The following is a 22421-nucleotide window of genomic DNA, read 5'->3' on the forward strand; positions in this document are numbered from 1 at the left end:
GGCAGGTTCTTCACTTCAGCAGCGCTCAACCGTCTCTCCTCATCTGCCGAGGCCTTCAGGCCAATTCGGCGAACAGGCTGTTGTAGCCCGTCTTCGTGATTCGTACCTGGATAATGTCACCGATTTCGCCGGCCATTTCATCAACAATAACCGGCTGCAGCCATGGCGAGCGGCCAACCTTCTGGCCGGCCTGGCGGCCCGGCTTCTCGATCAGCGTGTCGATGGTCCTGCCGACCAGGCTGGTGCCGAAATCCTGCTGCTGTTTCAGAAGCAGCGCCTGCAGTCGCTGCAGGCGCTCGTCCTTGACCGCCTCCGGCACGTGATCGCTCATCTCGGCGCCCGGCGTGCCGGGGCGCGGCGAATATTTGAACGAAAAGGCCGAGGCATAGTTGACGTCTTTGACCAACTGCATCGTCGCCTCGAAATCGGCTTCCGTCTCACCGGGAAAGCCGACGATAAAATCGCCCGACAGTGCAATATCGCTCCGTGCGGCGCGGATGCGATCGATCAACGTCAGATAGTCCTTGGCCATATGCCTGCGGTTCATCGCCTTGAGTATGCGGTCGGAGCCGGATTGCACCGGTAAATGTAGATAGGGCATTAGCGTCGGCAAATCACGATGGGCGGCGATCAATTCATCGTCCATGTCGCGCGGATGGCTGGTCGTGTAACGCAGCCGCGCCAGGCCCGGAATCTCGGCCAGCCTGTACAGCAGCCGGCCAAGGCCCCATTCCTCGCCGTTTTGGCCCCTCCCGTGCCAGGCATTGACGTTCTGGCCGAGCAGCGTCACCTCGCGCACGCCGGCATCCGCCAGACGCTCGGCCTCGGCGACGATCTGTGCCACCGGCCGCGATACTTCCGAGCCGCGCGTATAAGGCACGACGCAGAAGGTGCAGAACTTGTCGCAGCCTTCCTGAACGGTCAAAAACGCCGTCACGCCGCGCCTGATCAGTTCGGCGCGCTTCGGCTGCGGCAGATGCTCGAATTTGTCCTCGACGGCATAGTCGGTCTCGACGACCTTTTCGCCACCGCGCGCCCTCGCCAGCACACCGGGCAGCCGGTGATAGGTCTGCGGACCGATGACCAGATCGACGGCCGGCGAGCGGCGGATGATCTCGGCACCCTCGGCCTGCGCCACGCAGCCGGCGACGCCAACCAGCATTTCGCGCCCGGCCTTCGCACGCTCGGCCTTCATCTCACGGATGCGCCCAAGTTCGGAATAGACCTTTTCCGCCGCTTTCTCGCGGATGTGGCAGGTGTTGAGCAGCACCAGATCGGCCTCGCCGATGGCGTCCGTCGCGGCATAACCGTCGGCCGCCAGAGCATCGGTCATGCGCTGCGAATCGTAGACGTTCATCTGGCAGCCATAGGTCTTGACGAAGACCTTTCTGGTCGCGGCAGGCGGAACGACCAGGTCGGCGGCGGCAGCGCCGATGTCGTCGCGTTCTATCGTGTTCAATTCCATTTCGCGGCTTCTAGCGCCTTTTCCTGACAAAAAACAGACGAATCTGGCTGGAACCTGCGCGGATTACCGGCTTGGGCGCGGATCGGCGAGCGCCGCCTGTACCATCTCGCGCACCTGGCGTTCCATCTGCTTTGCCGTTTCCTTGCGGCTGGAGCCCTTGGAGAAAGCGATCGCCTCGCCAAAATGCACCTCGACGTCGAGGGCGCCCTCGGCCATCAGCACCTTGAGGTGCGGCATCAGCTCCTCATCGCCGATCCAGGCGGCAACCGGCCGATGCCGGCGGCCAAGCGGCACGCCATGCAGGCGCGTATAGACGACCGCCACCGGCTGGATGAAGACCTTTTCGGCCGCCCCTTCCGCAATCGCCATTGTGGCGGCGCCGAACAGCGTGCTCTTGAACGGCAGGATCATGTTGCCGTCGCCGGTCGAGCCTTCGGCAAACAGCACCATGGCGTCGCCTTTGGCCATGCGACCGGCGATCTCGCTCGCCTGGTCGCCCGACGAACGCTTGCGCTCACGCTCGATGAATACGGTGCGCTGCAGCTTCGACAGCATGCCGATCAACGGCCAGCCGGCCATGTCGGCCCTGGCGATGAACGTCACGTCGACCATCGACCCCAGCACCATGATGTCGGTCCAGGAGATGTGGTTGGCCGCAACCAGCAATGGGCGCTGTTCGAAGAGAGAGCCCTTGACATGGATGCGCAGCCCCAACGTCCTGACAATCATCCTGTGCCAGATTTTCAGGATGAAGGTCTCGCGCCAGAGCCCGGTCCTCATCGACACTATCTGCAGCGGCACAAGCATCAGCGAGCCGAGGACAACCAACCCCAGCGCCAGGAAAATCCTGATTTTTCCGATCATCCGCACCACCCCGACGTTTGGCTAACGAAGATCGCGGCGCATGACAAGCGCGCCGGTCGGGCCGTGCTCCGGCGACTTGTAATAGTTGGCGCGCTTGCCGACCTCGCGGAAGCCGAGCCGACGGTAGAGCGCGATCGCGGCAACGTTGGTCTCGTCGACCTCAAGAAAAAGCGCCTCGGCGCGCTGTGCGTGCAGTTCGCGCAGCACCGCATCCATCAATTGCCAGCCGAGCCCCCGGCGCCGATGCGAACGTGCCACCGCGACAGTCAGGATCTCTCCCTCGCCGGCCGCCAGGCGCGCCAGCACGAAGCCGAGCGGCGGCTTGGCGCCCTGTCCGGTCTCGCGCGCGGCATAGCCGAACACCGTGTCCTGCTCGAGCAGTGCGGCGAATTCGTCGTCGGTCCACGGCCGCGCGAAATCCTCGCGATGCAGCACCGACATGGCCGCGCTGTCAGCAACCGTCAGCGGCTCGAGCGCATAGTCCCTGCGGCGCGACTGGAGGAAGGGAATGCGCATCAGTTTTTTTGCCTCGATAGGATAAAGCCTGCCTGGGGCTTTGCGTCGGCGCCGCGCAGATAGAGCGGTTTCGGCTTTTCGCCCTCGCCCTTTTTACCGGCACCTTGGGCGGCGGCCAGCCGGGCATAGACGGCAATGTCGGCGGTGGCCGCCGTCGCGCCGACGTCGAAGGCGCGCCCGACCGAGGCGGCAATTTGCGATGTCGACGTGCCGGCAAGAACCGCAGATCTGTCAACCGCGATGGCGGCGGCTTGTGAAAGGGTGGTCACCGAGGGACCGTAAATCAAAACGGATGCTTCATCATAAAGTGCCGCATGGATTTCCTCGCGCCCTGCATCGAGCGCGGCGAGCACGGCGCGGCCGGGAAACGTCGCTCTCGCTTGCGCCGCCAGTGCTTCCAGAGTCGTCACGCCGATCGCCGGTATTTTCAGCGCCAGCGCCAGGCCGCGCGCCGCCGAGACACCGACGCGCAGACCGGTGAAGGAGCCCGGACCGGTGGAAACGGCAATGGCGCCGAGGCCGGCATAATCGGTTCCGGCCGCCTTCAACGCCCCCTCGATCACGGCCATTAAATGTTCCGCATGGCCCTTGCCGAGATCGAACACCGAACGGCCGAGTTCCTTCCCAGCCGCCGCGTCGTAGACGCAGGCGGCGCAGAGATTGGCAGCACAGTCGATGGCAAGCAACTTCATGGTGGCCGGTTGAGACAGGTTCAACACAAAGTTCCCTGTGCCCGCCAAGGCTGATCCCCGCAAGGGAATAATGCATAGACCGTCAGGCAACTTTGCTCGGATCCGAGTCCAGAAAGGTAAGCTTCGACGAACGCAACTGCCACAAACCGGTGCCGGCACTAGCCGATCTGGTCGATGCGCAGCACGTGATTGTCCCAGACATAGTCCGGCTCGGAACGGGTCGCGCCACCTGGTTCGACGATCTCGCCGGCGCCCGTCGTCGCCATGAAGCTTTTCCCGTCGGGCGCCACGCCGCAGACCTCGACCAGCGCCTTGGTGGCGACGATGCGCCCGCTGGCCGCGTCGATCACGGCAAGCGAATTCCCCTCCGGCGAGGACACGGCGATCGTGCCGGCGACCGGGTTGGCGGCGACCGAGCCGATATAGTTCCTGAAGCCGGAGAGCACATGCTGCGGCATGTCGAGCAGTTGCAATTCCTTGCCGCGCGCCGCGCGGCCGACCAGCGGGGGGCGATCGGTGCCCGGCCCCCTGTACTGGCAGCCGAACCAGACGGTGCCGGACCGGTCGGCGTCCATGTGGCGGATCGACAGCTGGTGCAGCGCCGGCGGCAATTCGTGCTTTTCGATCAGATCGCCGGTGAGACGGTCGACCAGCACATAGGAGGGCTTCATCGTCGCGACGTTGAGCTCGGCGCGGCCATAATCCGGATGCGTTTCGATGCCGCCATTGGCGACGGCAATCGTCCTGCCGTCGGAAAGCAGCAAAAGCTCGTGCGGGCCCATGCCGTAGGTCGGGAATTCGCCGATCCGCTTGAACTTCGCATGCGCATCATAGACGCCGACGACGCCGGCGGCGTTATCGAAATCGTTCTCGGTGGCGTAGAGCAGCGCACCGTCGGCCGAAAACACGCCATGGCCGAAGAAATGCCGGCCGGCAACGCTGGCAATGGTCTGCGGTTCATCGCGGCCGGTGTGGTCGAAGACGACAGCAAAGGTGCCCGGCTGCCTGGCAAACACCACCGAACGCTTCGACACCGGATCGAAGGTAACGTCGTGGCCGCGGTCGGGCAGATCGATCGAATACAGAAGCTTGCCGGCCTCGGACAGGATGGCCGCACCATAGCTGCCGTCGCGCTTGACGAAAGCGGTGGCGAAGACCGCGTCGGCGTCGAGCGTCTTTGCCCAGGCCGACGGCGCCATCGCCGCTACGAAGCCAGCGCCTGCGGCCCTCAGGAAATCGCGCCGATCGATCAGCGGCGTGCGCATAATTAGTCGCCATCCAGTGACGAGAACCCGGCGGTCAGGCCGAATTCGGCAGTCAGCCTGGTGCCGATCAGGGTCGTCAGGCTGGATGTCACCAGTGCGAAATAGTCGAGCTTCCGGCGCAGCGCCGGATCGGCAAGTGCCTTGTCGGTCGGACCTCTGATCGTCTTTGCGACCTCGATCCCGTTGGTCAGCTGGATGTGGACCGATCCCGCCATCCAGCGCGCGTCGGGCGGCAACGCATCGCCAAGCTGCGAGGCCTGGAACAGAGCGTCCATGCCCGCCAGATTCCCGGTCAGCGAGCGGGCGGTGTTTTGCGAACGCCAATAGATCGCCTGTTTCGGTTTGTCGGCCTCCGGCTTGGCGCCCAGGAAGCCTTTCAGGCGCACGTCGCGGACCATTTCCAGCTCGTTGATGAAGACGCCGACCAGTTCGGTCACCGCTTCGGTGCCGTCGTGATAGAGCGCGTTCTGCGGACCCGGATTGCCCCAGAGCGCCGCAAAGCCGCCGGGCTTATTCCAGGCGTCGCTGACCTCGCCGGCGATTGTCTCGACATTGCCGGCAATGGCCGCGCCATAGGCGCAGCGATAGGCGTCGTCCTTGCCGGCCAATCGATCGGCGCCGTCGCCGTAGAGCAGGAATTCCAGTGCGCCGAGCCCTTGCATGGCGACGCTCTTTGTCGCCAGCTGGGCCGAATCGGCGGCTGTCGGATCCTTGCCGGCAAGTGCTGCCTGCACCTGCTTCAGGCCGATGCTCTTGCGGTCCGGCCAAAACAGCATGCGCTCAAGCCGGTTGCTTTCGGCGATCGGCCCGAAACGGATGATTTCCACCACCGACCAGGCATCCACGAGACCCGAGAATTCGGCGCGTGCCGCATCGAGATTGTCTTGCGAGGGCGCCTGGCAAAGCGCGTGCATTGCCCCGGTCAAGCTGTCCGCATGATCATGCAGCCTGGCATAGGCCGGGCGGACAAAGCCGTCGATCGCCCGCTGGATCACGTCCGAAGCTTTCACCGCCGCAGACGCCGGCAGTGCAGCGGCGAAGACCAGCGTGAGAGCAAGAACAAGCGCAAGACGCTTCGGCATCAGAGCGACTCCAGAAACTTGATCAGCGCATCGCGGTCGGCCGCATCGGCTGCGGCAAAGCGGTCACGCGCCTTCTGCCCCTCGCCGCCATGCCACAGGATCGCCTCGGCCAGGCTGCGCGCGCGCCCGTCATGCAGGAAGAAGGTGTTGCCGCTGACCGTCTGGGTGAGTCCGATGCCCCACAGTGGCGGCGTGCGCCATTCGCTTCCCGTGGCCTCGCCCACCGCCTGCCCGTCGGCAAGACCCGGCCCCATGTCATGCAGCAGAAAATCGGAATAAGGCCAGATCAGCTGAAAGGCCTGCGCCTTGTTCGGGGTGCCGCGACGGGTGACGAATTTCGGCGTATGGCAGGAGATGCAGCCCATATCGTAGAACAGTTTTTTGCCGACGAGCACGTCCGGTCTGTCGAGGTCGCGCCGGGCCGGCACGGCAAGGTTTTGCGAATAGAAGGTAACGAGGTCCATGACGGGCGGCGGCGCTTCGACCGGACCGAGGCGGTCCTGCACACCGTTGGGTAGGGCAAGGCAGGCCTTTTCTCCGGAGGTGCAATCGCCCCAGTGCTTCGGCACCTCGGGCGTCGAAATGCCGATATCGCCGGCAAAAGCGTCCGCCGATTGCTGGCGGATCGATGCGGCCTGCGCCTTCCAGCCGAAACGGCCGAGCGTCAGCTCGCCGCTGCTGCCGTCGCGTATTATGTTGGGCCTGCCGGAAATACCGTCGCCATCGCGGTCGGCCGGATCGGCATGGGCAAGGATGTCGGCCGGAGCGATCTGCTCGACCAGGCCAAGGCCGATCATCGGCGGCGTCATGCGCGGCGACAGCGTGGTGCGTGGATCGAGCGGCCCGTAGGCAAGGCCCTCGACCGAATAGCTGGGCTTGCGCAGCGACACCACGCTGCCGTCCGCCAATTTTACTTTCTCGTCTTGATAGTCGACACGCATCCTGCCTTCGCCCCGCAGGCCAGGAACGGCCAATTCCTGCAGCTGCGTGCCATAGACCGGGTCGGGGAAGTTGAGCACCTTGTGATCGGCGAGCGCGGCTTTTTCCTCCTCGGTGCTGGCTTGCCGTGCCAGGCGCAGGAACATCGAGGTGGTGCCGCTGTCGCCTTCCGGCGGGTGGCCGCGGCCGTCCTTCAGATGGCAGTTCTGGCAGGCGCGCTCGTTGAACAGCGGACCAAGCCCATCCGAGGCCTGTGTCGAGGATGGCGACGACACCCAGTTCTTGCGAAAAATAGCGTTGCCGAGCTTGAACGTGCCCTCTTCCTCGAAGCTGATGTTGGCGGAGGATTGCGAGAAGGCGTCCTTGTTGACGTCCTTCTTCGAGGTGCCGGCGCCGCCCTGCATCAGCTCGAATTGCTCGGGCTTGGAGAAATCGCTGGTTGGCCTGGTGATGGCGATAACGCGCGCCAAATCCTTCGGCGTCAGATCGGTGCGGCTGGTGGCAAGGCCCGCCGGTTGCGGCGCGCCGGCCAGAGCCGAGGCGGTAAGCGTCGCCACGACGGCCAGAAAAGCGGCGCGAACCATTCCGTATCGCGGCTTCTTCTGAGGCGGCAGGCCGCAATCTTCGGCCGGCCGCAAGCGGCGCAAGAAATCTAGGGGGCGCCGCATTCCCGCATGTCCTTATTCCGCCTCGTCGGCCGATGCCGCGTTGAGCTGGCCGTATTTTTCCTCGCCGATCGAGGCGAGCAGGTCGAGTTGCGTCTCGAGGAAGTCGATGTGACCTTCCTCGTCAGTAAGCAATTCCTCGAACAGCTTCATCGTCACGTAGTCGCCTGCTTCATTACAAATCTCGCGCGAACGCTTGTAGGCGGTGCGCGCGTCATATTCGCCGGCAAGATCGGATTCGAGCACTTCCTTGACATTCTGCCCGATGCGCAGCGGCGCCACGGACTGCAGGTTCGGATGGCCCTCGAGGAAGATGATACGCGCCACGAGCCGGTCGGCATGGTGCATTTCCTCGATCGATTCAGCGCGTTCCTTCTTTGCCAGCTTGGCGTATCCCCAGTCTTCCAGCAGCCGGAAATGCACCCAGTACTGATTGACCGCTCCAAGTTCCAGAAACAGAGCCTCGTTAAGCCGCTCTATGATCTGCTGTTCGCCTTTCATGGGTTCTGCTCCCGTATTGGACGCGCAGGCCTCTGACGCGATCCAGATGTGAAACGATGTCCACGCCGCTCGCCGCCGAGCGGGCGTGGTAATTTTCGGTGACCCGAATGATCGTTTCGACCACATTTGGGAAGCAGCCGCAACAGCGACCGCGCTTGTGCATGGCATGATAGACCTTCGCCGGCACGATAAGCTGCCAGGGGTCCTCATCCAGCAGTCCGACGATCGTCTGCTCTATCTCCTTTTCGGTGATGATGTTGCAATGGCAGATCAGCATTTGTCGCTCTGGCTGACGGCGCCAATTGCGCCGCGTGGCTGGTGGTTTCGATAGTTTACTGGAACACCTTATCCGGTGAATCGAGGCTGTCCGAGCCCTCGAAGGCTATGGCATTGAGCTTCAGGGTGCCGACGGCGCGCTCGATCGACTTGGTCTGATCGACCAGCGCGTCGATCGCCGCCTGCACGGTGGCATTGCCGTCCGTGTTGCCTTCTCCGATCTGCTGGTCATAGGCCTCGCCGGCGAGCGCCCGCGCCTTGATGGCCTCCATCTTGGCGACGGTGACATCCAGTTTGCCCGACAGTTCCTTGTCGATCGCCGGGTCGGCTTGCCTGACCATGTCGGCCACCGACGGCCCCTCGACGACAGTGCCGTCAAGCCGCGTGTAGCTGCCGTGATAGGCGGCACGGATGCCGATGGCGTCGTAGAGATGGGAGTTGTAGGTGTTGTCGGAGAAGCAATCGTGCTCCTCTTCCGGATCGTGCAGCAAGAGGCCGAGCTTCATCCGCTCGCCGGCGAGTTCGCCATAGGACAGCGAGCCCATGCCGGTGAAGATGGTCGAAATGGCGGCGTTCGGCTCGCCATCGACAAGGTTCTTACGGGCGGCGCCGCCTTCCTTCCAGTCGTTGACCATGTCCTTGAGATCGGAAACCAAAAGGTCGCTCGCCGATTTCAGATACTGCGCGCGACGGTCGCAATTGCCGCCGGTGCAATTGGTAAGGTCGTAATCGGTATAGGGCCGCTCGCCGGCGCCCGGACCGGTACCGTGCAGGTCCTGGCCCCACAGCAGGAATTCGACGGCGTGATAGCCGGTCGCCACATTGGCCTCGATGCCGCCGGCCTCCTGCAGCGTGCCGGAGAGGAATTCCGGCGTCAGACTGGTGGCGTCGACCTTCTTGCCGTTGATCTCGATCGACTTGTTGGCGATCACATTCGCGGTGTAGAGCGCGTTGGCATCCGACTCGGTGCCATAGCTCTTGGCGACATAGTCGATCAGGCCCTCGTCGAGCGGCCAGGAATTCACCTTGCCCTCCCAGTCGTCGACGATGGCATTGCCGAAACGATAGACCTCGGTCTGCTGATAGGGGACACGCGATGCCTTCCAGGCCTCGCGGGCGGCGTTCAGAGTTTCCACCGACGGCTTGGCGAGCAGCGCATCGACAGCCTTGTCGAGCGCCTCAGCCGTAATCAGCGAATCCCCGTATTTGGCGAGCGCAATGTCGGAATAGGTCTTGATGACCGCCTTGGCATCGGTTTGCGCCTTGGCCGGCAGCACGAACACCGCCGCCGTGAGCATCGCGGTGGCGCCGATCGCCGCAAGCCTGCTGCCATATCGCGCCGTGATCATCGTTCTCATGACTGTCTCTCCTCGGGAATCAGTGAAATGCCGGCGCCATGGGTGGCGGCCGACGGCAGGCGCCGCGGCGGGCAGCTGCCAGCGGGCAAAAAAAGATCGCGCCATCGCGCGGTTCGCGGAAGAAAGACACCGAAATGCCTCCAATCGAAAGGGTTCAAGGCCCAGACATCAAAGGGATGCGCTGACGCGCGAGCTTCCATAAAACGGCGAAGACGCTGGATGTCAACTGGTGTCTGAGAAAAAATTCAATTGAAACAATAGTTTAGAATTATTCTAAACTAGAACTGTCAACTTTAACACCGATATATCGGGAATGTCGGCGTATGAACGCGATTGACAGGCGGCCGTTCCGGGTGCGACCCGGATCGGCACTCTTGCGGCGGCGCCAGGCAATCGCCACTTGGCGGGACGTCCTAGATTTGGATGAGAAATCGGGCTGTTATGAAGAACGGGGTTGTCATTGTCGGTGCGGGTCATGCGGGCGTGCAAGCGGCCGCCAGCCTGCGCGAGGAGGGCTATGACGGCCCGGTAATCCTCGTCGGTGACGAAAACGAACTGCCCTACCACAAGCCGCCGCTGTCGAAGACCTTCATCAAGGATCAGAAAGCAAAGCCGCAGCCGTTGCGCGGCGAGCCTTTTTATACCGGCAGCAGCATCGACTACCGGCCGGGCCTCCGGATCGAGAGGATCGATGTCGGCGGTCGCGGGCTGGAGATATCGGGCGGTGGCGTGCTGCCGTTCGACCGGCTGATCCTCGCCACCGGCGCGCGGCCGCGCCTGCTGCCGCTGCCGGGTTCGGAGCTTTCTGGCGTTGTGTCGCTGCGCTCGCTCAGTGATGCCCGCCTGATCCGCGAACTGAGCGTGCAAAGCGAGGAGGTCGTCATCCTCGGCGGCGGCTTCATCGGCCTGGAGATTGCCGCAACGCTCACCGCGGCCGGCCGCAAGGTTACGGTGGTCGAGGCGGTCGACCGGCTGCTCGGCCGCGCGGTGGCGCCGGTCATCGCCAGCCATGTGCGCCAGCGTCTGGAAGCGACCGGTGTGCGCGTCCTTGCCGGCACCACCATCGAACGGCTGGAGGGCGAGAACGGCCGTGTTTCGGCTGCAATCACCTCATCCGGCGAGAGATTGCCGGCGCAGATGGTCGTCATCGGCATCGGCGTCGTGCCGAATGTCGAATTGGCCGAAGCCGCCGGCATTGCCATCGCCAACGGTATCCGCGTCGACCAGCAGATGCGCACGTCGGTGCCTGAAATCCTCGCCATCGGCGACGCCGCTTCCTACCGGCACTGGTTCACAGGCGGCGATGTGCGGCTGGAATCGGTGCAGAACGCCACTGACCAGGCGCGGCTTGCCGCGCGCACCATCGTCGGCCATGCCGACAATTATTCGGCGGTGCCGTGGTTCTGGTCCGACATCGGCGACATGAAGCTGCAGATGGTCGGCCTGATTGCGGGCGGCGACAGCCATATCGTGCTGGGCGACGTGGCCGAGAACAAATTCTCCATCTATCACTACGCTGGAAGCCGGCTGCTCGGCATCGAATCGGTCAACCGGCCCGGCGACCATATGCTTGGCCGCAAGATGCTCGGCGCCGGCTTTTCGCCGTCGCCGCAGATTGTCGCAACCGGGCCGGATGGGCTGAAGGCGGCGCTCGCCGCCTTCCAGGAAGAAGAGCCTGTCCGCGCTGCGGGATAAGATCCAACCCAATCACCCTGAATGACCGAGTTCGACCGGGAGCTGACCTTCAAAACATATAGCGAAGTAAAGGAAATAGCAGTATTTTGACCAATTGAAATGTCGGGGGGTGCTCATGGCTCTATATGTCATTGGCGCAGGCATGGGTCGCACTGGCACATATTCGCTGAAGCTCGCGTTGGAGCATCTTAGGTTCGGGCCGTGTCATCACATGGCAGATGTCCACGCCAATCCCGAGCAGAAGGCGCTGTGGCGCGCCGCCGGCCAGGGACAACTCCCGACCTGGGATGCGGCATATGCCGGCTATCTTTCCGCGGTCGATTGGCCAACGGCGCATTTTTGGCGCGAAGTGAGTGACCACTACCCTGATGCAAAGGTTATCCTGACAGTTCGTGACCCGGAAGCCTGGTATGACAGCATGGCGCAAACAATAGGGCTCACGATGGATGCTGCTACCAATGATCCACAGTCCTTTGGTGTGGCGGTGGTTGGAAACACTGTCTTTGGCGGTCGATTTGATAACCGTGATCACGCAATCGCTGTCTATGAAGCACATAACGCTTCCGTGAAATCAACGCTGCCACCTGAACGCCTTCTTACTTATCAGGCCTCCGAAGGGTGGGAGCCGCTTTGTGCCTTTCTCGATGTACAGTTGCCTTCCGAACCGTTTCCACGCACCAATTCGACTGCCGAATTTCGTGCTCGCATAGGGCGTTGAACGGCGGCTTGCCCACCTATCTCGGCCTTCGCCGCAGTTGAATCCTAGGCGATATCCTCGCCGCTCAGGCGGCGCGGGCCTCTCGGATCGAACTTTCCAGGATGTCGAGCGCTTCGTTCATGACGGCGTCCTGGATGGTGATCGGCGCGAGGAAGCGGATGACGTTGCCGTAGACGCCGCAGGTGAGCAGGATCAGGCCCTTGTCGAGCGCCTTCAGCCGGACCGCATTGGCAAGTTCCGGCGCCGGCAAGCCCTTCTTCACATCGTTGAACTCGACCGCGTTCATGAAGCCGGGGCCTCTGATATCGACGATCTCCGGCGCTTCGTCGCGGATCGATTGCAGGCGCTGCTTCAGCCGGTTGCCCAGCGTGTTAGCGCGGTCGCAGAGCTTCTCCTCGTCGATGACGTCGAGCACGGCATGCGCCGCGGCGACGCCGATCGGGCTGCCGCCGTAGGTGCCGCCGAGCCCGCCGGGGTTCGGTGCATCCATGATCTCGGCACGCCCGGTGACCGCCGCCAACGGGAAGCCGCCGGCCAGGCTCTTGGCCATGGTGGTGATATCGGCCGCCACCTCATGGTGATCCATGGCGAACATCTTGCCGGTGCGGGCAAAGCCGGTCTGCACCTCGTCGGCGATCAACAGCATGCCGTGCTGGTCGCAGATCTTGCGCAATGCGGTCATGAAATCGCGCGGCGCCTCGTAGAAGCCGCCCTCGCCCTGCACCGGCTCGACGATGATGGCGGCGACGCGGGCCGGATCGACGTCGGCCTTGAACAGCCGGTCGAGCGCCGCCAGCGAATCGGCGACCGAGACGCCGTGCAGCGCCACCGGAAACGGCGCATGGAAGACATCCGCCGGCATGGCGCCGAAGCCTACCTTGTAAGGCACCACTTTGCCGGTCAGCGCCATGCCCATGAAGGTGCGGCCGTGGAAGCCGCCGGCAAAGGCGATGACCGCCGGCCGCCCGGTGGCGCTGCGGGCGATCTTGATGGCATTCTCAACCGCCTCGGCGCCGGTGGTGACAAAAATCGTCTTCTTGTCGAACTTGCCGGGCAGCATGCCGTTCAGCCGCTCGGCCAGCCTGATATAGCTTTCATAGGGCAAGACCTGGTAGCAAGTGTGGGTGAAGCGGTCGAGCTGCGCCTTGACCGCTTCGATCACCTTGGGGTGACGGTGGCCGGTGTTGACGACAGCGATGCCGGACGAGAAATCGATGTAGCGGCGGCCTTCGACGTCCCATATTTCCGAGTTTTCGGCGCGGTCGGCATAGATCTGCGTGGTCATGCCGACGCCGCGCGAGATCGACTGGTTCTTGCGTTCGGAAATGGCTGAATTTGTCATCGTACCCCTCGCCGGGCCGGCGCCCGCTCTCGTTTGATGGCTGTTGAGACTCTTCTGGGCCTATTTCAGGTTTTCCTCAAGTTGGCACCATCGCCGGGCGATTGGGCCTGCCGGTGCCGACGTAAGCAAACCGAACGCCGCGTCCGTCACGCCGTCCTGACAAACCCCTCGCTCGCTCTCAGCAGATTGCGCGTGTAGTCCTTGGTGACCCGGCGCTCGACGAGGTCGCCGGCGCTGAGGTGCTCGACCGCCTCGCCGTTCTGCATCACCATCAGCCGCTCGCACATATGGGTGATGATGGCGAGGTCGTGGCTGACCATCAGGAAGGTCAGCTTGCGGCGCCGCCGGATCTCTTCCAGCAGGTTCAGCACCTCCGCCTGCACCGAAGCATCGAGCGCCGAGGTCGGCTCATCGAGCAGCAGGATCGACGGTTCGAGGATCAGGGCGCGGGCGATCGCCACGCGCTGGCGCTGGCCGCCCGACAGTTGATGCGAATAGCGGAAGCGGAAGCCGGTCCCCAGGCCGACCTCGTCTAGTGCCCGCTGGATACGCTTTTCGCCGTCGGCGAAGCCGTGAATGGCGAGCGGCTCCTGCAGCAGGCGGTCGACGGTCTGGCGTGGGTGCAGGGAGCCGTACGGGTCCTGGAAGACCATCTGCACCTCGCGGTAGAACGCCTTGTCGCGGCGCGCGTCGAGTTTTTTGCCATTGACGGTAATGGTGCCCGAAGCGGCCGGCGCCAGACCGGCAATCGCCCGCAGCAGCGTCGACTTGCCGGAACCGGATTCGCCGACCAGGCCGAAAGACTCGCCGGATTTCACCTCGAGGCTGACGCCCTTCAGCGCGCGAAAACGGTCGAAGACCACCTCGAGCCGATCGACGGAAAGCGCTGCCGTCATGCCGCCCACTCCGGCTTGCGGTCGAGCACCGGCAGCGGGTGGCGGTCGGCGCCGATCTTCGGCATGCAGTTGAGCAGGCCGCGCGTGTAGGGATGCTGGGCGCGGCCGAGCTCGGATGCCTTGAGCTGCTCGACCACCTTGCCGGCATACATGACGATCACCCGGTCGCAGAAGGACGAGACCAGGCGGAGGTCATGCGAGATGAAGATCAGCCCCATGCCGCGCTCGCTGACCAGGCGGTCGAGGATGCCGAGCACGTCGAGCTGCACGGTGACGTCGAGCGCCGAGGTCGGCTCGTCGGCGATCATCATTTCCGGCCCGGCGATCAGCATCATGGCGATCATGGCGCGCTGGCCCATGCCGCCGGAAACCTCGTGCGGATGCAGGTCGAAGACACGGGCCGGATCGCGGATCTGCACGGCCTCCAGCATGGCAAGCGCGCGGTCTCGTGCTTCGGCCTTGGAGACCTTCTCATGCGTGCGCAGCGTCTCGACGATCTGGCGGCCGATGCTCATCACCGGGTCGAGCGAGTATTTCGGATCCTGCAGGATCATGGCGATACGCTTGCCGCGCAGTGCCCGGCGCTCGCGCGGCGAGGCGGCAAGCAGGTCGATGCCGTCGAAAGCGAGCGTCTTCGCGGTCACCTCGGCCTGCGGCGGGGTTACTCCCATGATGGCGCGGCCGGTCTGCGACTTGCCCGAACCGCTCTCGCCGACGATGCCGAGCCGCTCGCGCCCGAGCGAGAAGGAAACGCCGCGCACCGCCTCGATCAGGCCGGTGCGAGTCGGGAAGGTGACGCGCAGATCGTCGACTTCGAGGAGCGTGCTCATTGGTCACCGCTCATGGGGTCGCCGCTCATTGGTCACCGCTTCGGGGATCGAGCGCGTCGCGCAGGCCGTCGCCGAGCAGGTTGAAGCCGAGGCTGACGATGAGGATGGCAAAGCCCGGGGCGCCCGCCACCCACCATTGGTCGAGCACGAAGCGGCGGCCGGACGCGATCATCGCGCCCCATTCGGGCAACGGCGGCTGCGCGCCGAGACCGAGGAAGCCGAGACCGGCCGCGGTCAGGATGATGCCGGCCATGTCGAGCGTCACCCTGATGATCAGCGAGGAGATGCAGAGCGGCATGATGTGGCGAAGCACGATGCGGAACGGCGAAGCACCCATCAGCTGCACCGCCTTGATGTAATCCGAATTGCGCACGGTGAGCGTTTCGGCGCGCGCGATGCGGGCATAAGGCGGCCACGAGGTGATGGCGATGGCGAGCACGGCGTTTTCGATGCCGGGGCCAAGCGCGGCGACAAAGGCCAGCGCCAGGATCAGCTTCGGAAAGGCGAGGAAGATGTCGGTGATGCGCATCAGGATCGCATCGGTCCAGCCACCGGCATAGCCGGCAACGGTGCCGACCAGCAAGCCGATGGGCGCGGCGATGATGGCGACCAGAATGACGACATAGAGCGTCCAACGCGAGCCGAAGATGATGCGCGAATAGATATCGCGGCCGAGATCGTCGGTGCCGAACCAGTGCGCGGCACTTGGCGCCAGCAGCCGCGAGCCCTTGAGGTCGCCGAATGTCGGCGAATAAGGCGCCAGCACATCGGCGAAGGCCGCGACCACCAGCAGGGCGATGATGATGAGCAGGCCGACAAAGGCCAGCCGGTTTGCGGAAAAGCGCCGCCAGGCCACATAGGCGCGGCCGAGCCTTGCCTGCACGCGCGACGCCGGCCGCTCGCTGAGCAGCCAGTCGCGGCGGGTTTGAATCGCTTCTGTGCTCATCCTGCCTTGGTCCTCGGATCAAGCACCCGGTAGAGCAGGTCGGAGAATAGATTGATGGCGATGAAGACCGAGCCGATGATGATGGTGCCGCCGAGCACGGCGTTTATGTCGGCGTTCTGAAGGGAATTGGTGATGTAGAGGCCGATACCCGGCCACGAAAACACCGTCTCGGTCAGAACCGAGCCTTCGAGCAGCCCGGCATAGGACAAGGCGATCACCGTGACCATCGGCACCGCCGCGTTGCGCAGCGCGTGGCCCCAGATGATGCGCGTTTCCGACAGGCCCTTGGCGCGCGCGGCGACGATATATTCCTGGGTGAGTTCGTTCAGCATGAACGAGCGTGTCATGCGGCTGATATAGGCGAGCGAGAAATAGCCGAGCAGCGAGGCCGGCAGGATGATGTGGCGGAAGGCATCGGCAAATACGTCCCACTGCCGCTGCCAGAGTGCATCCAGCAGGTAAAAGCCGGTAATCGGCGTGAAGGTGTATTCGTAGAAGACGTCGAGGCGGCCGGGAAAGGCGACCCATTGCAGCTTGGCGTAGAACAGCACCAGCGCCAGTAGCCCCAGCCAGAAGATCGGCACGGAATAGCCGACAAGGCCGATGATCCGCACGATCTGGTCGATGATGCTGCCGCGCCGCACCGCGGCCAGCACACCGAGCGGTACGCCGATCACCGAACCGATCAGCGTCCCCAGCGTCGCCAGTTCGAGCGTTGCCGGAAAGGCGCGGCGGATATCGGTCATCACCGGATTGGTCGTCAGCACCGAAGTGCCGAAATCGCCGTTCAGGGCATGTTTGACATAGATGTAGAACTGCTCGACCAGCGGCAGGTCGAGGCCCATCTCGCGGCGCGTGCGCTCGACGACATTGGCCGGCGCCCTGTCGCCGAGCACCGCCAGCACCGGGTCGATCGGGATCACGCGGCCGATGAAGAAGGTCACCGCGAGCAGACCGAGATAGGTCGTTATCGCGATAACCAGGAACCGGGCGATCGATGAGGCCACGGCAACAGCGCGGGCGCTGCCGCGCCCTGCCGTCACTTCGCTTTCAGCCACACTCATGCGGCGCGTCCGCCGGCGTCACTCCCCGGCATCACTCTTTCGAGACGGGACCGACGAAGTTGGTGTCGAAACTCGGGCCGAGCGCGAAGCCCTTGAGGCTCTTGCGCAGGCCGGCCACTTCCAGCTGCTGGTGGATAATGACGAACGGGCTGGTATCGAGGATCTTCTTCTCGAGATCCTGGTACATTGCGGCACGCTTGACCGCATCCTTCTCGACAAGGGCGGCTTCGGTCTGCTTGGTCAGGTCCGGAATGTCCCAGGCGTTGCGCCAGGCAAGGGTCTTGGTCTTGCCTTCATCCGAATTGTCGGGGTTGCTGGCGAAGGTCTGGGCATTGGAGTTGGGATCGAAATAATCCTGGCCCCACTGGCCGATATAGATGTCGTGGTTACGGGCGCGGTATTTGGTCAGCGTCTGCTTGCCGTCGCCGGGGATAATCTCCAGCTTGATGCCGGCCTGTCCCAGCGTCTGCTGGATCGATTCCGCCATGCCGGTCTGCGGTTGGACGCTGCGCACGTCCATGGTGACGCTGAAGCCGTCGGCGAGGCCGGCCTTGGCGAGCAGCTCTTTTGCCTTAGCAACGTCGAGTTTGAACGGGTTTTCGTCCAGCGCGCCCAGTACGCCTTTCGGCAGGAAGGTCTGGTGGATCTCGCCGATGCCCTTGAGGATGGTCGAGCCCAAGGCGTCGTAGTCGACCAGATATTTGAAGGCCTGGCGAACTTCGGGCTTGGCGAGATTGGGGTTCTTCTGGTTGAGGCTGATGTAATAGACCGTGCCCTTCGGCGCGCTGGTGGTGGTGAGATCGGCGTTCTTGGCAATGGCGTCGAGGTCGTTCGGTTCGAGATTGCGGGCAACGTCGATGTCGCCGGCTTCCAGCGCCAGGCGCTGACCCGAGCTTTCCTTCATATTGCGATAGATGACACGGGCGAGCTTGGCTTTTTCGCCATTGTAATTGTCGTTGCGCTCAAGGACGACGGCCTCGTTGGCCCGCCATTCACGCATTTTGAAGGCACCGGAGCCGGCATAGCCGGTCTTCAGCCAGGCATTGCCAAAATCATTGTTCCATTTGTAGTCGGCGCTCGGCGTGACCGCCGCGACATGCTCCTTGACCAGCTTGGCATCGACGACCGAGGCGACGGTCGCCGACAGACAGTTCAAGACGAAGCTTGGCGCATAGGCCTTGTCAACGGTGAACTGGAAGGTCTTATCGTCGACGGCCTTGGCTTTGTCGGTGACGTTGCCGCCATCGATGCCGAGCTGGCCGATGATAAAGGCCGGGCTCTTGTCGAGCTTGATGGCGCGTTCGAACGAATAGGCGACGTCGGCCGCCGTGATCGGATTGCCCGAAGCAAATTTCAGGCCGGGCTTGAGTTTGAATGTGTAGGTCAGGCCGTCGTCGGAGACGCTCCAGCTTTCGGCGAGATCGCCCTTGACCTTGGAGGTATCGCTGAGGTCGAGGCGTACCAGAAGATCGTAGGTGTTGCCGGTGACCTCGGCGGTCGACAATTCGAACGCTTCGCCCGGATCCATGGTGATGATGTCGTCGATTGCGAAACCCTCGACCAGCGTGTCGGCGGGCGTGACCGCGAAGGCAGGCGCACCGGCCAGAAGCAGCGCGGACAGGGCCGCGCCCGCGAACAAGAAGCGGGAGCGTAGAGCAAACTTTTCCATCATCATTTTAACTGTTCCCTGTTTTTGTTGACCTGAGTTCCCGGCTCAAGGTTGTGGCATTTTCTTGCCGCGTCGAACGGTGATTCCCGGACCGTTGTCTTGGCAATTTTTGTGCAGTTCCGACTCACCATATCCGGCAGTTTCGAGCGCGGCAACGAGCATTTGCAGAACGGTCGATTGGACCAGATCGCGGTGCGAAAATCCGGCTATTTCAGCGCGGTAACCAGGTCGGTGTCGGGAAAGCAGGTGGCGGAACGGCCGTTGCTGGCCTGCCATTTGCCGATCGAGCGGCGTGTCTTGAAACCAGGCAGGCCGTCGGCGCTGCCGACATCATAACCCTTTGCCTCCAGCGCCCGCTGCAGGGCAGCGATGTCGGAGCGATAGAGCCCGCCGACCGCCCCCCAGCCGCCTGAGAAATTGCTGTCGCCATGGGCGATGCGATCGGCGCCATGGCCGATGAACAAGGCATACAGATCGCTGGTGTTATACTGCTTCAGCACGTAGAAATTGGGGGTGACGATGAAGGCCGGGCCGCTGCGCCCGGCCGGCATCAAAAGAAAACCTTCGGCTTTCAGTTCGCTCGCAGGAAACGGTTTACCCGATACACGCTTGATGCCCATATCAGCCCATTGCGAAATCTTCTTGCCCTGGTCCGGACCTTCGAGCGAGCACGAGACGCTGTCCGGCACCGTCACCTCGAAGCCCCAGCCGCGGCCCCTGACCCAGCCATAATGCACGAGATAATTGGCGATCGACGCCAGTATGTCCGGCGTCGAATTCCAGATGTCGGTGCGGCCGTCGCCGTCGAAATCGACGGCATGCTTGAGGAACGATGTCGGCATGAACTGCGGCTGGCCGAGCGCGCCTGCCCATGACGATTTCATCGCGCCGACCGGGGCAAGCCCGCGCTCGACGATCTCGAGCGCCGCCAGCAGTTCGGTGCGGAAAAACGCCTTCTTCGTCGACATGAACGCCTTGGTGCCCAGCACCTCGAAGGCGTCATAGGGCAGCTTTGCCGCACCGAAGCCGCTCTCGCGGCCCCAGATCGCCAGCAGCACTTCGCCCGGCACGCCATAGCGTTTCTCGATCGCGGCAAGCGTGCTCGCATTGGCCGCCTCGCGGGTGCGGCCGCCGGTGGTGACGGCGCGAACTATCTTTTCGGCGAAATAGGCGCCGGGCGAACCGAACTCGGCCTGATGCTGCTTCCGCGGCGTCGTCGCCTTCTCGCCGAGCAGCACCAGGTCGGGCAGCTTCAGGTTCGGCTTGATGCCGTCGAAGGCGGCGTCGAAGGTTTTCTTGGAGATGCCATTGGCCTTGGCTTCGGGCCAGAGGTCGTTGCCAAGCCAGGCGCGGAACTGGTCGTCGATTTTTGCCGCGGGGGCGGGAGTGGCGAGGATCAACCCAAGTAGGGCTGCTAGAAACGAGAGGCAGGCTAGTGTGCGAGCTCGGCGTTCTGTCGCGCCCCCCTCTGTCCTGCCGGACATCTCCCCCCACTTGGGGGGAGATTGACAGCTTTGACGATGGCGCCTTTTCTCCGGCGCTGGAGGTTGGCGAAAGCCGGCGTGACATCCAATCTCCCCCCAAGTGGGGAGATGTCCGGCAGGACAGAGGGGGGCGCGACGGAACGCAATCATCTCGGAAGCACTCTCCCCCCAACTTCCTCAAAACACCGTCCGCGAGCGCAGTGCGGCGGCCAGCGTGCCTTCGTCGAGATAATCGAGTTCGCCGCCGACCGGAACACCGTGCGCCAGCCGCGTCACCTTGATGTCGAAGCCGGAAAGCTGGTCGGTGAGGTAGTGCGCGGTGGTCTGGCCCTCGACCGTGGCGTTGACCGCGAGGATCACTTCCTTGACTTCGCCGCCGGCGACGCGATCGACCAGCGAACGGATGTTTAGCTCATCAGGACCAATGCCGTCGAGCGGCGACAGCGTACCGCCGAGCACATGGTAGCGCACGTTCATGGCTGTCGCCCGCTCCAGCGCCCAAAGGTCGGCCACGTCCTCGACGACGATGAGCGTAGTGGGGTCGCGGCGCGGGTCGGTGCAGATCATGCATGGATCTGAGGTATCGACATTGCCGCAGGTCGAGCAGATGCGCACCTTGTCGACCGCCTCGCCCATGGCGGCGGCGAGCGGCGCCAGCAGCTGTTCCTTCTTCTTGATGAGGTGGAGCGCGGCGCGGCGTGCCGAACGCGGACCGAGCCCCGGCACCTTGGCCAGCAGCTGGATCAGGCGTTCGATCTCGGGACCGGCGATTCGCTTCGACATCGCACCGGTTTAGACCATGATCCCGAAAAGTGGAAACCGGTTTTCGGAAAAGATCATGGTCAAACAAGACGATAGAGTCCCATTCCGATCTATCGGAATGGATCCGGCTCTAGGATTTTTCAACCGGCTTTGGAACACTGCTGAGGCGCGTGCTGTTCGACGCGCAAAGAGGCAATCGCTTTAGGTTTGCGCCGCCCCTCATTGCCCTGCCGGGCATTTCTCCCCGTATAGTGACGGGGAGAAAGGGCCAACCGCGACCTCGGCACCCTTTTTGCAGCGCCGGAAATTGGCGAAATCCTTTGCAAAGGCGTCCTTCTCCCCGTCACTATACGGGGAGAAGATGGCGGCAGCCAGATGAGGGCGGCCCTCAACAATCGACCGCCTCAGTTTTCTTCCAGTGGCCGGGTCTGGCCGGCGATCATCGCGCCGATGGCGTCGGTGTTCTCGGGCGTCGCCTCGAACGACATTGTCGGCTCTGCCGGCGCGGCCTGGAAGGAGGTGACAGGCCGCGCGCTCACGGTTCCACCGAAGCGGGCCGCATCCGGCTCCTGCATTGGTTCTTGCAGCGCTACAAGCATCGGCTTCTCCGGTGTCGCCCTCGCCGCGGTTGCCATCCCGGCAGTCACCCTTGTCTGCTTTGCCGGCTGCGATGCCGCGGCGGTCACATAGGTCGCCTTGGCGAATGTCGGCTTGGCGCTGCGTGTCGGCTCCGCCGAGGCGACAAGTATGGCCTGAGCGGCAGGCGCTTGCGGCTTGGCCTGGGCCACGGCGACTACCGGTTCGTCCGGCAGCGGCTGCCAGTTGCGGCCGCGCTTTTCATAGAAGGCATTGCCGCCGGCGACCATGGTGTAGTGCATGTTCTTGTAGGGGAAGCGCAGGCCGGCGGTGTGGAAGAACATGGTGTTCTTCAGCTTGGCTTTGCGCTCGCCCTTGAGCACCGCCTCGGCGGCTTCCTCGACGTCGGGCATCGCCTTCGAATTCATCGGCCGTGTCATGAGGCCCGGCGCGAACTGCCCGCGCTCGCCAACCACTTCGCAGATGGTGCTGCCGTGATTGCCGGACCGCAGCCGGTTCATCACCACCGTGCCGACCGCAATCATGCCGTCACGGCTCGACCGGTTGGACTCGAAGAACATTGCCCGCTCCAGGCACTCCTTTTCCTTCGGCGTGGAATTGTAGGAGCGCGAGTTCAGGAAACTCGGCGTAATGGCATCGGTCAGGCTGGACATGCCGTGCGAGGCGGTCTGACTGCAGGCGGCCAAAAACAGCGGCGAGATAACGACGCCGAGCCGCAACGGCGTCTTCCATCGGGTAGAGATCAACAGGTGTCCCCTCAATTCTGCTGCCAGCCCGCCCCTGGTTGCGGCAAGA

21 protein-coding genes are annotated in these 22421 nt (G+C 63.4%); 2 read left to right on the top strand and 19 right to left on the bottom strand.

The window, feature by feature from the left end; translation table 11 throughout:
* Window positions 1-55: 55 nt before the first annotated feature.
* From miaB to NKI85_RS04300, 10 genes are all read right to left on the bottom strand, one after another.
* Window positions 56-1465, bottom strand: coding sequence for a tRNA (N6-isopentenyl adenosine(37)-C2)-methylthiotransferase MiaB (miaB, locus tag NKI85_RS04255; RefSeq protein WP_352776150.1), 1410 nt, complete (start codon window positions 1463-1465; stop codon window positions 56-58).
* A 63-nt stretch (window positions 1466-1528) separates the two neighbouring features.
* Window positions 1529-2329 (bottom strand): lyso-ornithine lipid O-acyltransferase, encoded by an 801-nt coding sequence (gene olsA / locus NKI85_RS04260; RefSeq protein ID WP_352776152.1) that lies wholly within the window; start codon window positions 2327-2329, stop codon window positions 1529-1531.
* 21 nt (window positions 2330-2350) lie between these two features.
* On the bottom strand, window positions 2351-2845 hold the full coding sequence (gene rimI, locus NKI85_RS04265; protein ID WP_352526683.1) for a ribosomal protein S18-alanine N-acetyltransferase: 495 nt from the start codon (window positions 2843-2845) through the stop codon (window positions 2351-2353).
* Entirely contained in the window at window positions 2845-3537 is a 693-nt protein-coding gene (gene tsaB, locus NKI85_RS04270) for a tRNA (adenosine(37)-N6)-threonylcarbamoyltransferase complex dimerization subunit type 1 TsaB (RefSeq protein ID WP_352776240.1), read from the bottom strand. The genes rimI and tsaB overlap by 1 nt, the downstream gene beginning before the upstream one ends.
* Window positions 3538-3695: 158 nt before the next feature.
* Complete coding sequence (locus tag NKI85_RS04275; RefSeq protein WP_352776154.1) at window positions 3696-4802, bottom strand: DUF1513 domain-containing protein; 1107 nt, start codon at window positions 4800-4802, stop codon at window positions 3696-3698.
* 2 nt (window positions 4803-4804) lie between these two features.
* Complete coding sequence (locus NKI85_RS04280; RefSeq protein ID WP_352776156.1) at window positions 4805-5884, bottom strand: imelysin family protein; 1080 nt, start codon at window positions 5882-5884, stop codon at window positions 4805-4807.
* Complete coding sequence (locus tag NKI85_RS04285) at window positions 5884-7407, bottom strand: di-heme oxidoreductase family protein (RefSeq protein WP_502896017.1); 1524 nt, start codon at window positions 7405-7407, stop codon at window positions 5884-5886. The genes NKI85_RS04280 and NKI85_RS04285 overlap by 1 nt, the downstream gene beginning before the upstream one ends.
* A 96-nt stretch (window positions 7408-7503) precedes the next feature.
* Window positions 7504-7989 (bottom strand): bacterioferritin, encoded by a 486-nt coding sequence (gene bfr, locus NKI85_RS04290; protein ID WP_023719581.1) that lies wholly within the window; start codon window positions 7987-7989, stop codon window positions 7504-7506.
* Complete coding sequence (locus tag NKI85_RS04295) at window positions 7955-8266, bottom strand: (2Fe-2S)-binding protein (protein ID WP_023676882.1); 312 nt, start codon at window positions 8264-8266, stop codon at window positions 7955-7957. Before NKI85_RS04295 ends, bfr begins: the two co-directional genes overlap by 35 nt.
* A 55-nt stretch (window positions 8267-8321) precedes the next feature.
* Entirely contained in the window at window positions 8322-9614 is a 1293-nt protein-coding gene (locus NKI85_RS04300; RefSeq protein ID WP_352776242.1) for an imelysin family protein, read from the bottom strand.
* 450 nt (window positions 9615-10064) lie between these two features.
* On the opposite strand from NKI85_RS04300, the gene NKI85_RS04305 reads away from it, so the two are divergent.
* Both NKI85_RS04305 and NKI85_RS04310 read left to right on the top strand, forming a co-directional pair.
* Window positions 10065-11318, top strand: coding sequence for an NAD(P)/FAD-dependent oxidoreductase (locus NKI85_RS04305; protein ID WP_352776158.1), 1254 nt, complete (start codon window positions 10065-10067; stop codon window positions 11316-11318).
* Window positions 11319-11433: 115 nt separating this feature from the next.
* Window positions 11434-12036 carry a sulfotransferase family protein gene (locus NKI85_RS04310; RefSeq protein WP_352776160.1) on the top strand — a complete coding sequence of 201 codons (603 nt, stop codon included), beginning with the start codon at window positions 11434-11436 and terminating at the stop codon, window positions 12034-12036.
* Between the two features lie 64 nt (window positions 12037-12100).
* Here NKI85_RS04310 and NKI85_RS04315 read toward each other — a convergent pair whose 3' ends face one another.
* The 9 genes from NKI85_RS04315 to NKI85_RS04355 all read right to left on the bottom strand — a co-directional run bounded on the left by NKI85_RS04315 (window position 12101) and on the right by NKI85_RS04355 (window position 22372).
* Window positions 12101-13378 carry a 4-aminobutyrate--2-oxoglutarate transaminase gene (locus NKI85_RS04315; RefSeq protein WP_352776162.1) on the bottom strand — a complete coding sequence of 426 codons (1278 nt, stop codon included), beginning with the start codon at window positions 13376-13378 and terminating at the stop codon, window positions 12101-12103.
* 146 nt (window positions 13379-13524) lie between these two features.
* Window positions 13525-14274, bottom strand: a complete 750-nt coding sequence (locus tag NKI85_RS04320) for an ABC transporter ATP-binding protein (RefSeq protein ID WP_352526674.1) — start codon at window positions 14272-14274, stop codon at window positions 13525-13527.
* Window positions 14271-15104, bottom strand: coding sequence for an ABC transporter ATP-binding protein (locus NKI85_RS04325; RefSeq protein ID WP_254816190.1), 834 nt, complete (start codon window positions 15102-15104; stop codon window positions 14271-14273). The genes NKI85_RS04320 and NKI85_RS04325 overlap by 4 nt, the downstream gene beginning before the upstream one ends.
* Before the next feature lie 25 nt (window positions 15105-15129).
* On the bottom strand, window positions 15130-16050 hold the full coding sequence (gene nikC, locus NKI85_RS04330; RefSeq protein ID WP_352526673.1) for a nickel transporter permease: 921 nt from the start codon (window positions 16048-16050) through the stop codon (window positions 15130-15132).
* On the bottom strand, window positions 16047-17114 hold the full coding sequence (locus tag NKI85_RS04335) for an ABC transporter permease (protein ID WP_352776164.1): 1068 nt from the start codon (window positions 17112-17114) through the stop codon (window positions 16047-16049). Before NKI85_RS04335 ends, nikC begins: the two co-directional genes overlap by 4 nt.
* Before the next feature lie 31 nt (window positions 17115-17145).
* Window positions 17146-18789, bottom strand: coding sequence for an ABC transporter substrate-binding protein (locus NKI85_RS04340; protein ID WP_352776166.1), 1644 nt, complete (start codon window positions 18787-18789; stop codon window positions 17146-17148).
* Window positions 18790-18989: 200 nt separating this feature from the next.
* Window positions 18990-20267, bottom strand: coding sequence for a lytic murein transglycosylase (locus NKI85_RS04345; protein WP_352776168.1), 1278 nt, complete (start codon window positions 20265-20267; stop codon window positions 18990-18992).
* A gap of 177 nt (window positions 20268-20444) precedes the next feature.
* The gene (gene recR, locus NKI85_RS04350) at window positions 20445-21050 is read right to left on the bottom strand and encodes a recombination mediator RecR (protein ID WP_352448580.1); all 606 of its coding nucleotides are present in this window, start codon (window positions 21048-21050) and stop codon (window positions 20445-20447) included.
* Between the two features lie 383 nt (window positions 21051-21433).
* Window positions 21434-22372, bottom strand: a complete 939-nt coding sequence (locus NKI85_RS04355) for a cell wall hydrolase (protein WP_352776170.1) — start codon at window positions 22370-22372, stop codon at window positions 21434-21436.
* Window positions 22373-22421: the final 49 nt, after the last annotated feature.

The sequence above is a fragment of the Mesorhizobium sp. M0571 genome, assembly GCF_040320985.1.
Lineage (GTDB): Bacteria > Pseudomonadota > Alphaproteobacteria > Rhizobiales > Rhizobiaceae > Mesorhizobium.

Excerpts from the sequence above, each read along its gene's own strand:
- miaB (WP_352776150.1), bottom strand. The coding sequence starts at position 1,465 with ATGGAATTGAACACGATAGAACGCGACGACATCGGCGCTGCCGCCGCC.
- olsA (WP_352776152.1), bottom strand. The coding sequence starts at position 2,329 with ATGATCGGAAAAATCAGGATTTTCCTGGCGCTGGGGTTGGTTGTCCTC.
- rimI (WP_352526683.1), bottom strand. The coding sequence starts at position 2,845 with ATGCGCATTCCCTTCCTCCAGTCGCGCCGCAGGGACTATGCGCTCGAG.
- tsaB (WP_352776240.1), bottom strand. The coding sequence starts at position 3,537 with ATGAAGTTGCTTGCCATCGACTGTGCTGCCAATCTCTGCGCCGCCTGC.
- NKI85_RS04275 (WP_352776154.1), bottom strand. The coding sequence starts at position 4,802 with ATGCGCACGCCGCTGATCGATCGGCGCGATTTCCTGAGGGCCGCAGGC.
- NKI85_RS04280 (WP_352776156.1), bottom strand. The coding sequence starts at position 5,884 with ATGCCGAAGCGTCTTGCGCTTGTTCTTGCTCTCACGCTGGTCTTCGCC.
- NKI85_RS04285 (WP_502896017.1), bottom strand. The coding sequence starts at position 7,407 with ATGGTTCGCGCCGCTTTTCTGGCCGTCGTGGCGACGCTTACCGCCTCG.
- bfr (WP_023719581.1), bottom strand. The coding sequence starts at position 7,989 with ATGAAAGGCGAACAGCAGATCATAGAGCGGCTTAACGAGGCTCTGTTT.
- NKI85_RS04295 (WP_023676882.1), bottom strand. The coding sequence starts at position 8,266 with ATGCTGATCTGCCATTGCAACATCATCACCGAAAAGGAGATAGAGCAG.
- NKI85_RS04300 (WP_352776242.1), bottom strand. The coding sequence starts at position 9,614 with ATGATCACGGCGCGATATGGCAGCAGGCTTGCGGCGATCGGCGCCACC.
- NKI85_RS04305 (WP_352776158.1), top strand. The coding sequence starts at position 10,065 with ATGAAGAACGGGGTTGTCATTGTCGGTGCGGGTCATGCGGGCGTGCAA.
- NKI85_RS04310 (WP_352776160.1), top strand. The coding sequence starts at position 11,434 with ATGGCTCTATATGTCATTGGCGCAGGCATGGGTCGCACTGGCACATAT.
- NKI85_RS04315 (WP_352776162.1), bottom strand. The coding sequence starts at position 13,378 with ATGACAAATTCAGCCATTTCCGAACGCAAGAACCAGTCGATCTCGCGC.
- NKI85_RS04320 (WP_352526674.1), bottom strand. The coding sequence starts at position 14,274 with ATGACGGCAGCGCTTTCCGTCGATCGGCTCGAGGTGGTCTTCGACCGT.
- NKI85_RS04325 (WP_254816190.1), bottom strand. The coding sequence starts at position 15,104 with ATGAGCACGCTCCTCGAAGTCGACGATCTGCGCGTCACCTTCCCGACT.
- nikC (WP_352526673.1), bottom strand. The coding sequence starts at position 16,050 with ATGAGCACAGAAGCGATTCAAACCCGCCGCGACTGGCTGCTCAGCGAG.
- NKI85_RS04335 (WP_352776164.1), bottom strand. The coding sequence starts at position 17,114 with ATGAGTGTGGCTGAAAGCGAAGTGACGGCAGGGCGCGGCAGCGCCCGC.
- NKI85_RS04340 (WP_352776166.1), bottom strand. The coding sequence starts at position 18,789 with ATGATGATGGAAAAGTTTGCTCTACGCTCCCGCTTCTTGTTCGCGGGC.
- NKI85_RS04345 (WP_352776168.1), bottom strand. The coding sequence starts at position 20,267 with ATGTCCGGCAGGACAGAGGGGGGCGCGACAGAACGCCGAGCTCGCACA.
- recR (WP_352448580.1), bottom strand. The coding sequence starts at position 21,050 with ATGTCGAAGCGAATCGCCGGTCCCGAGATCGAACGCCTGATCCAGCTG.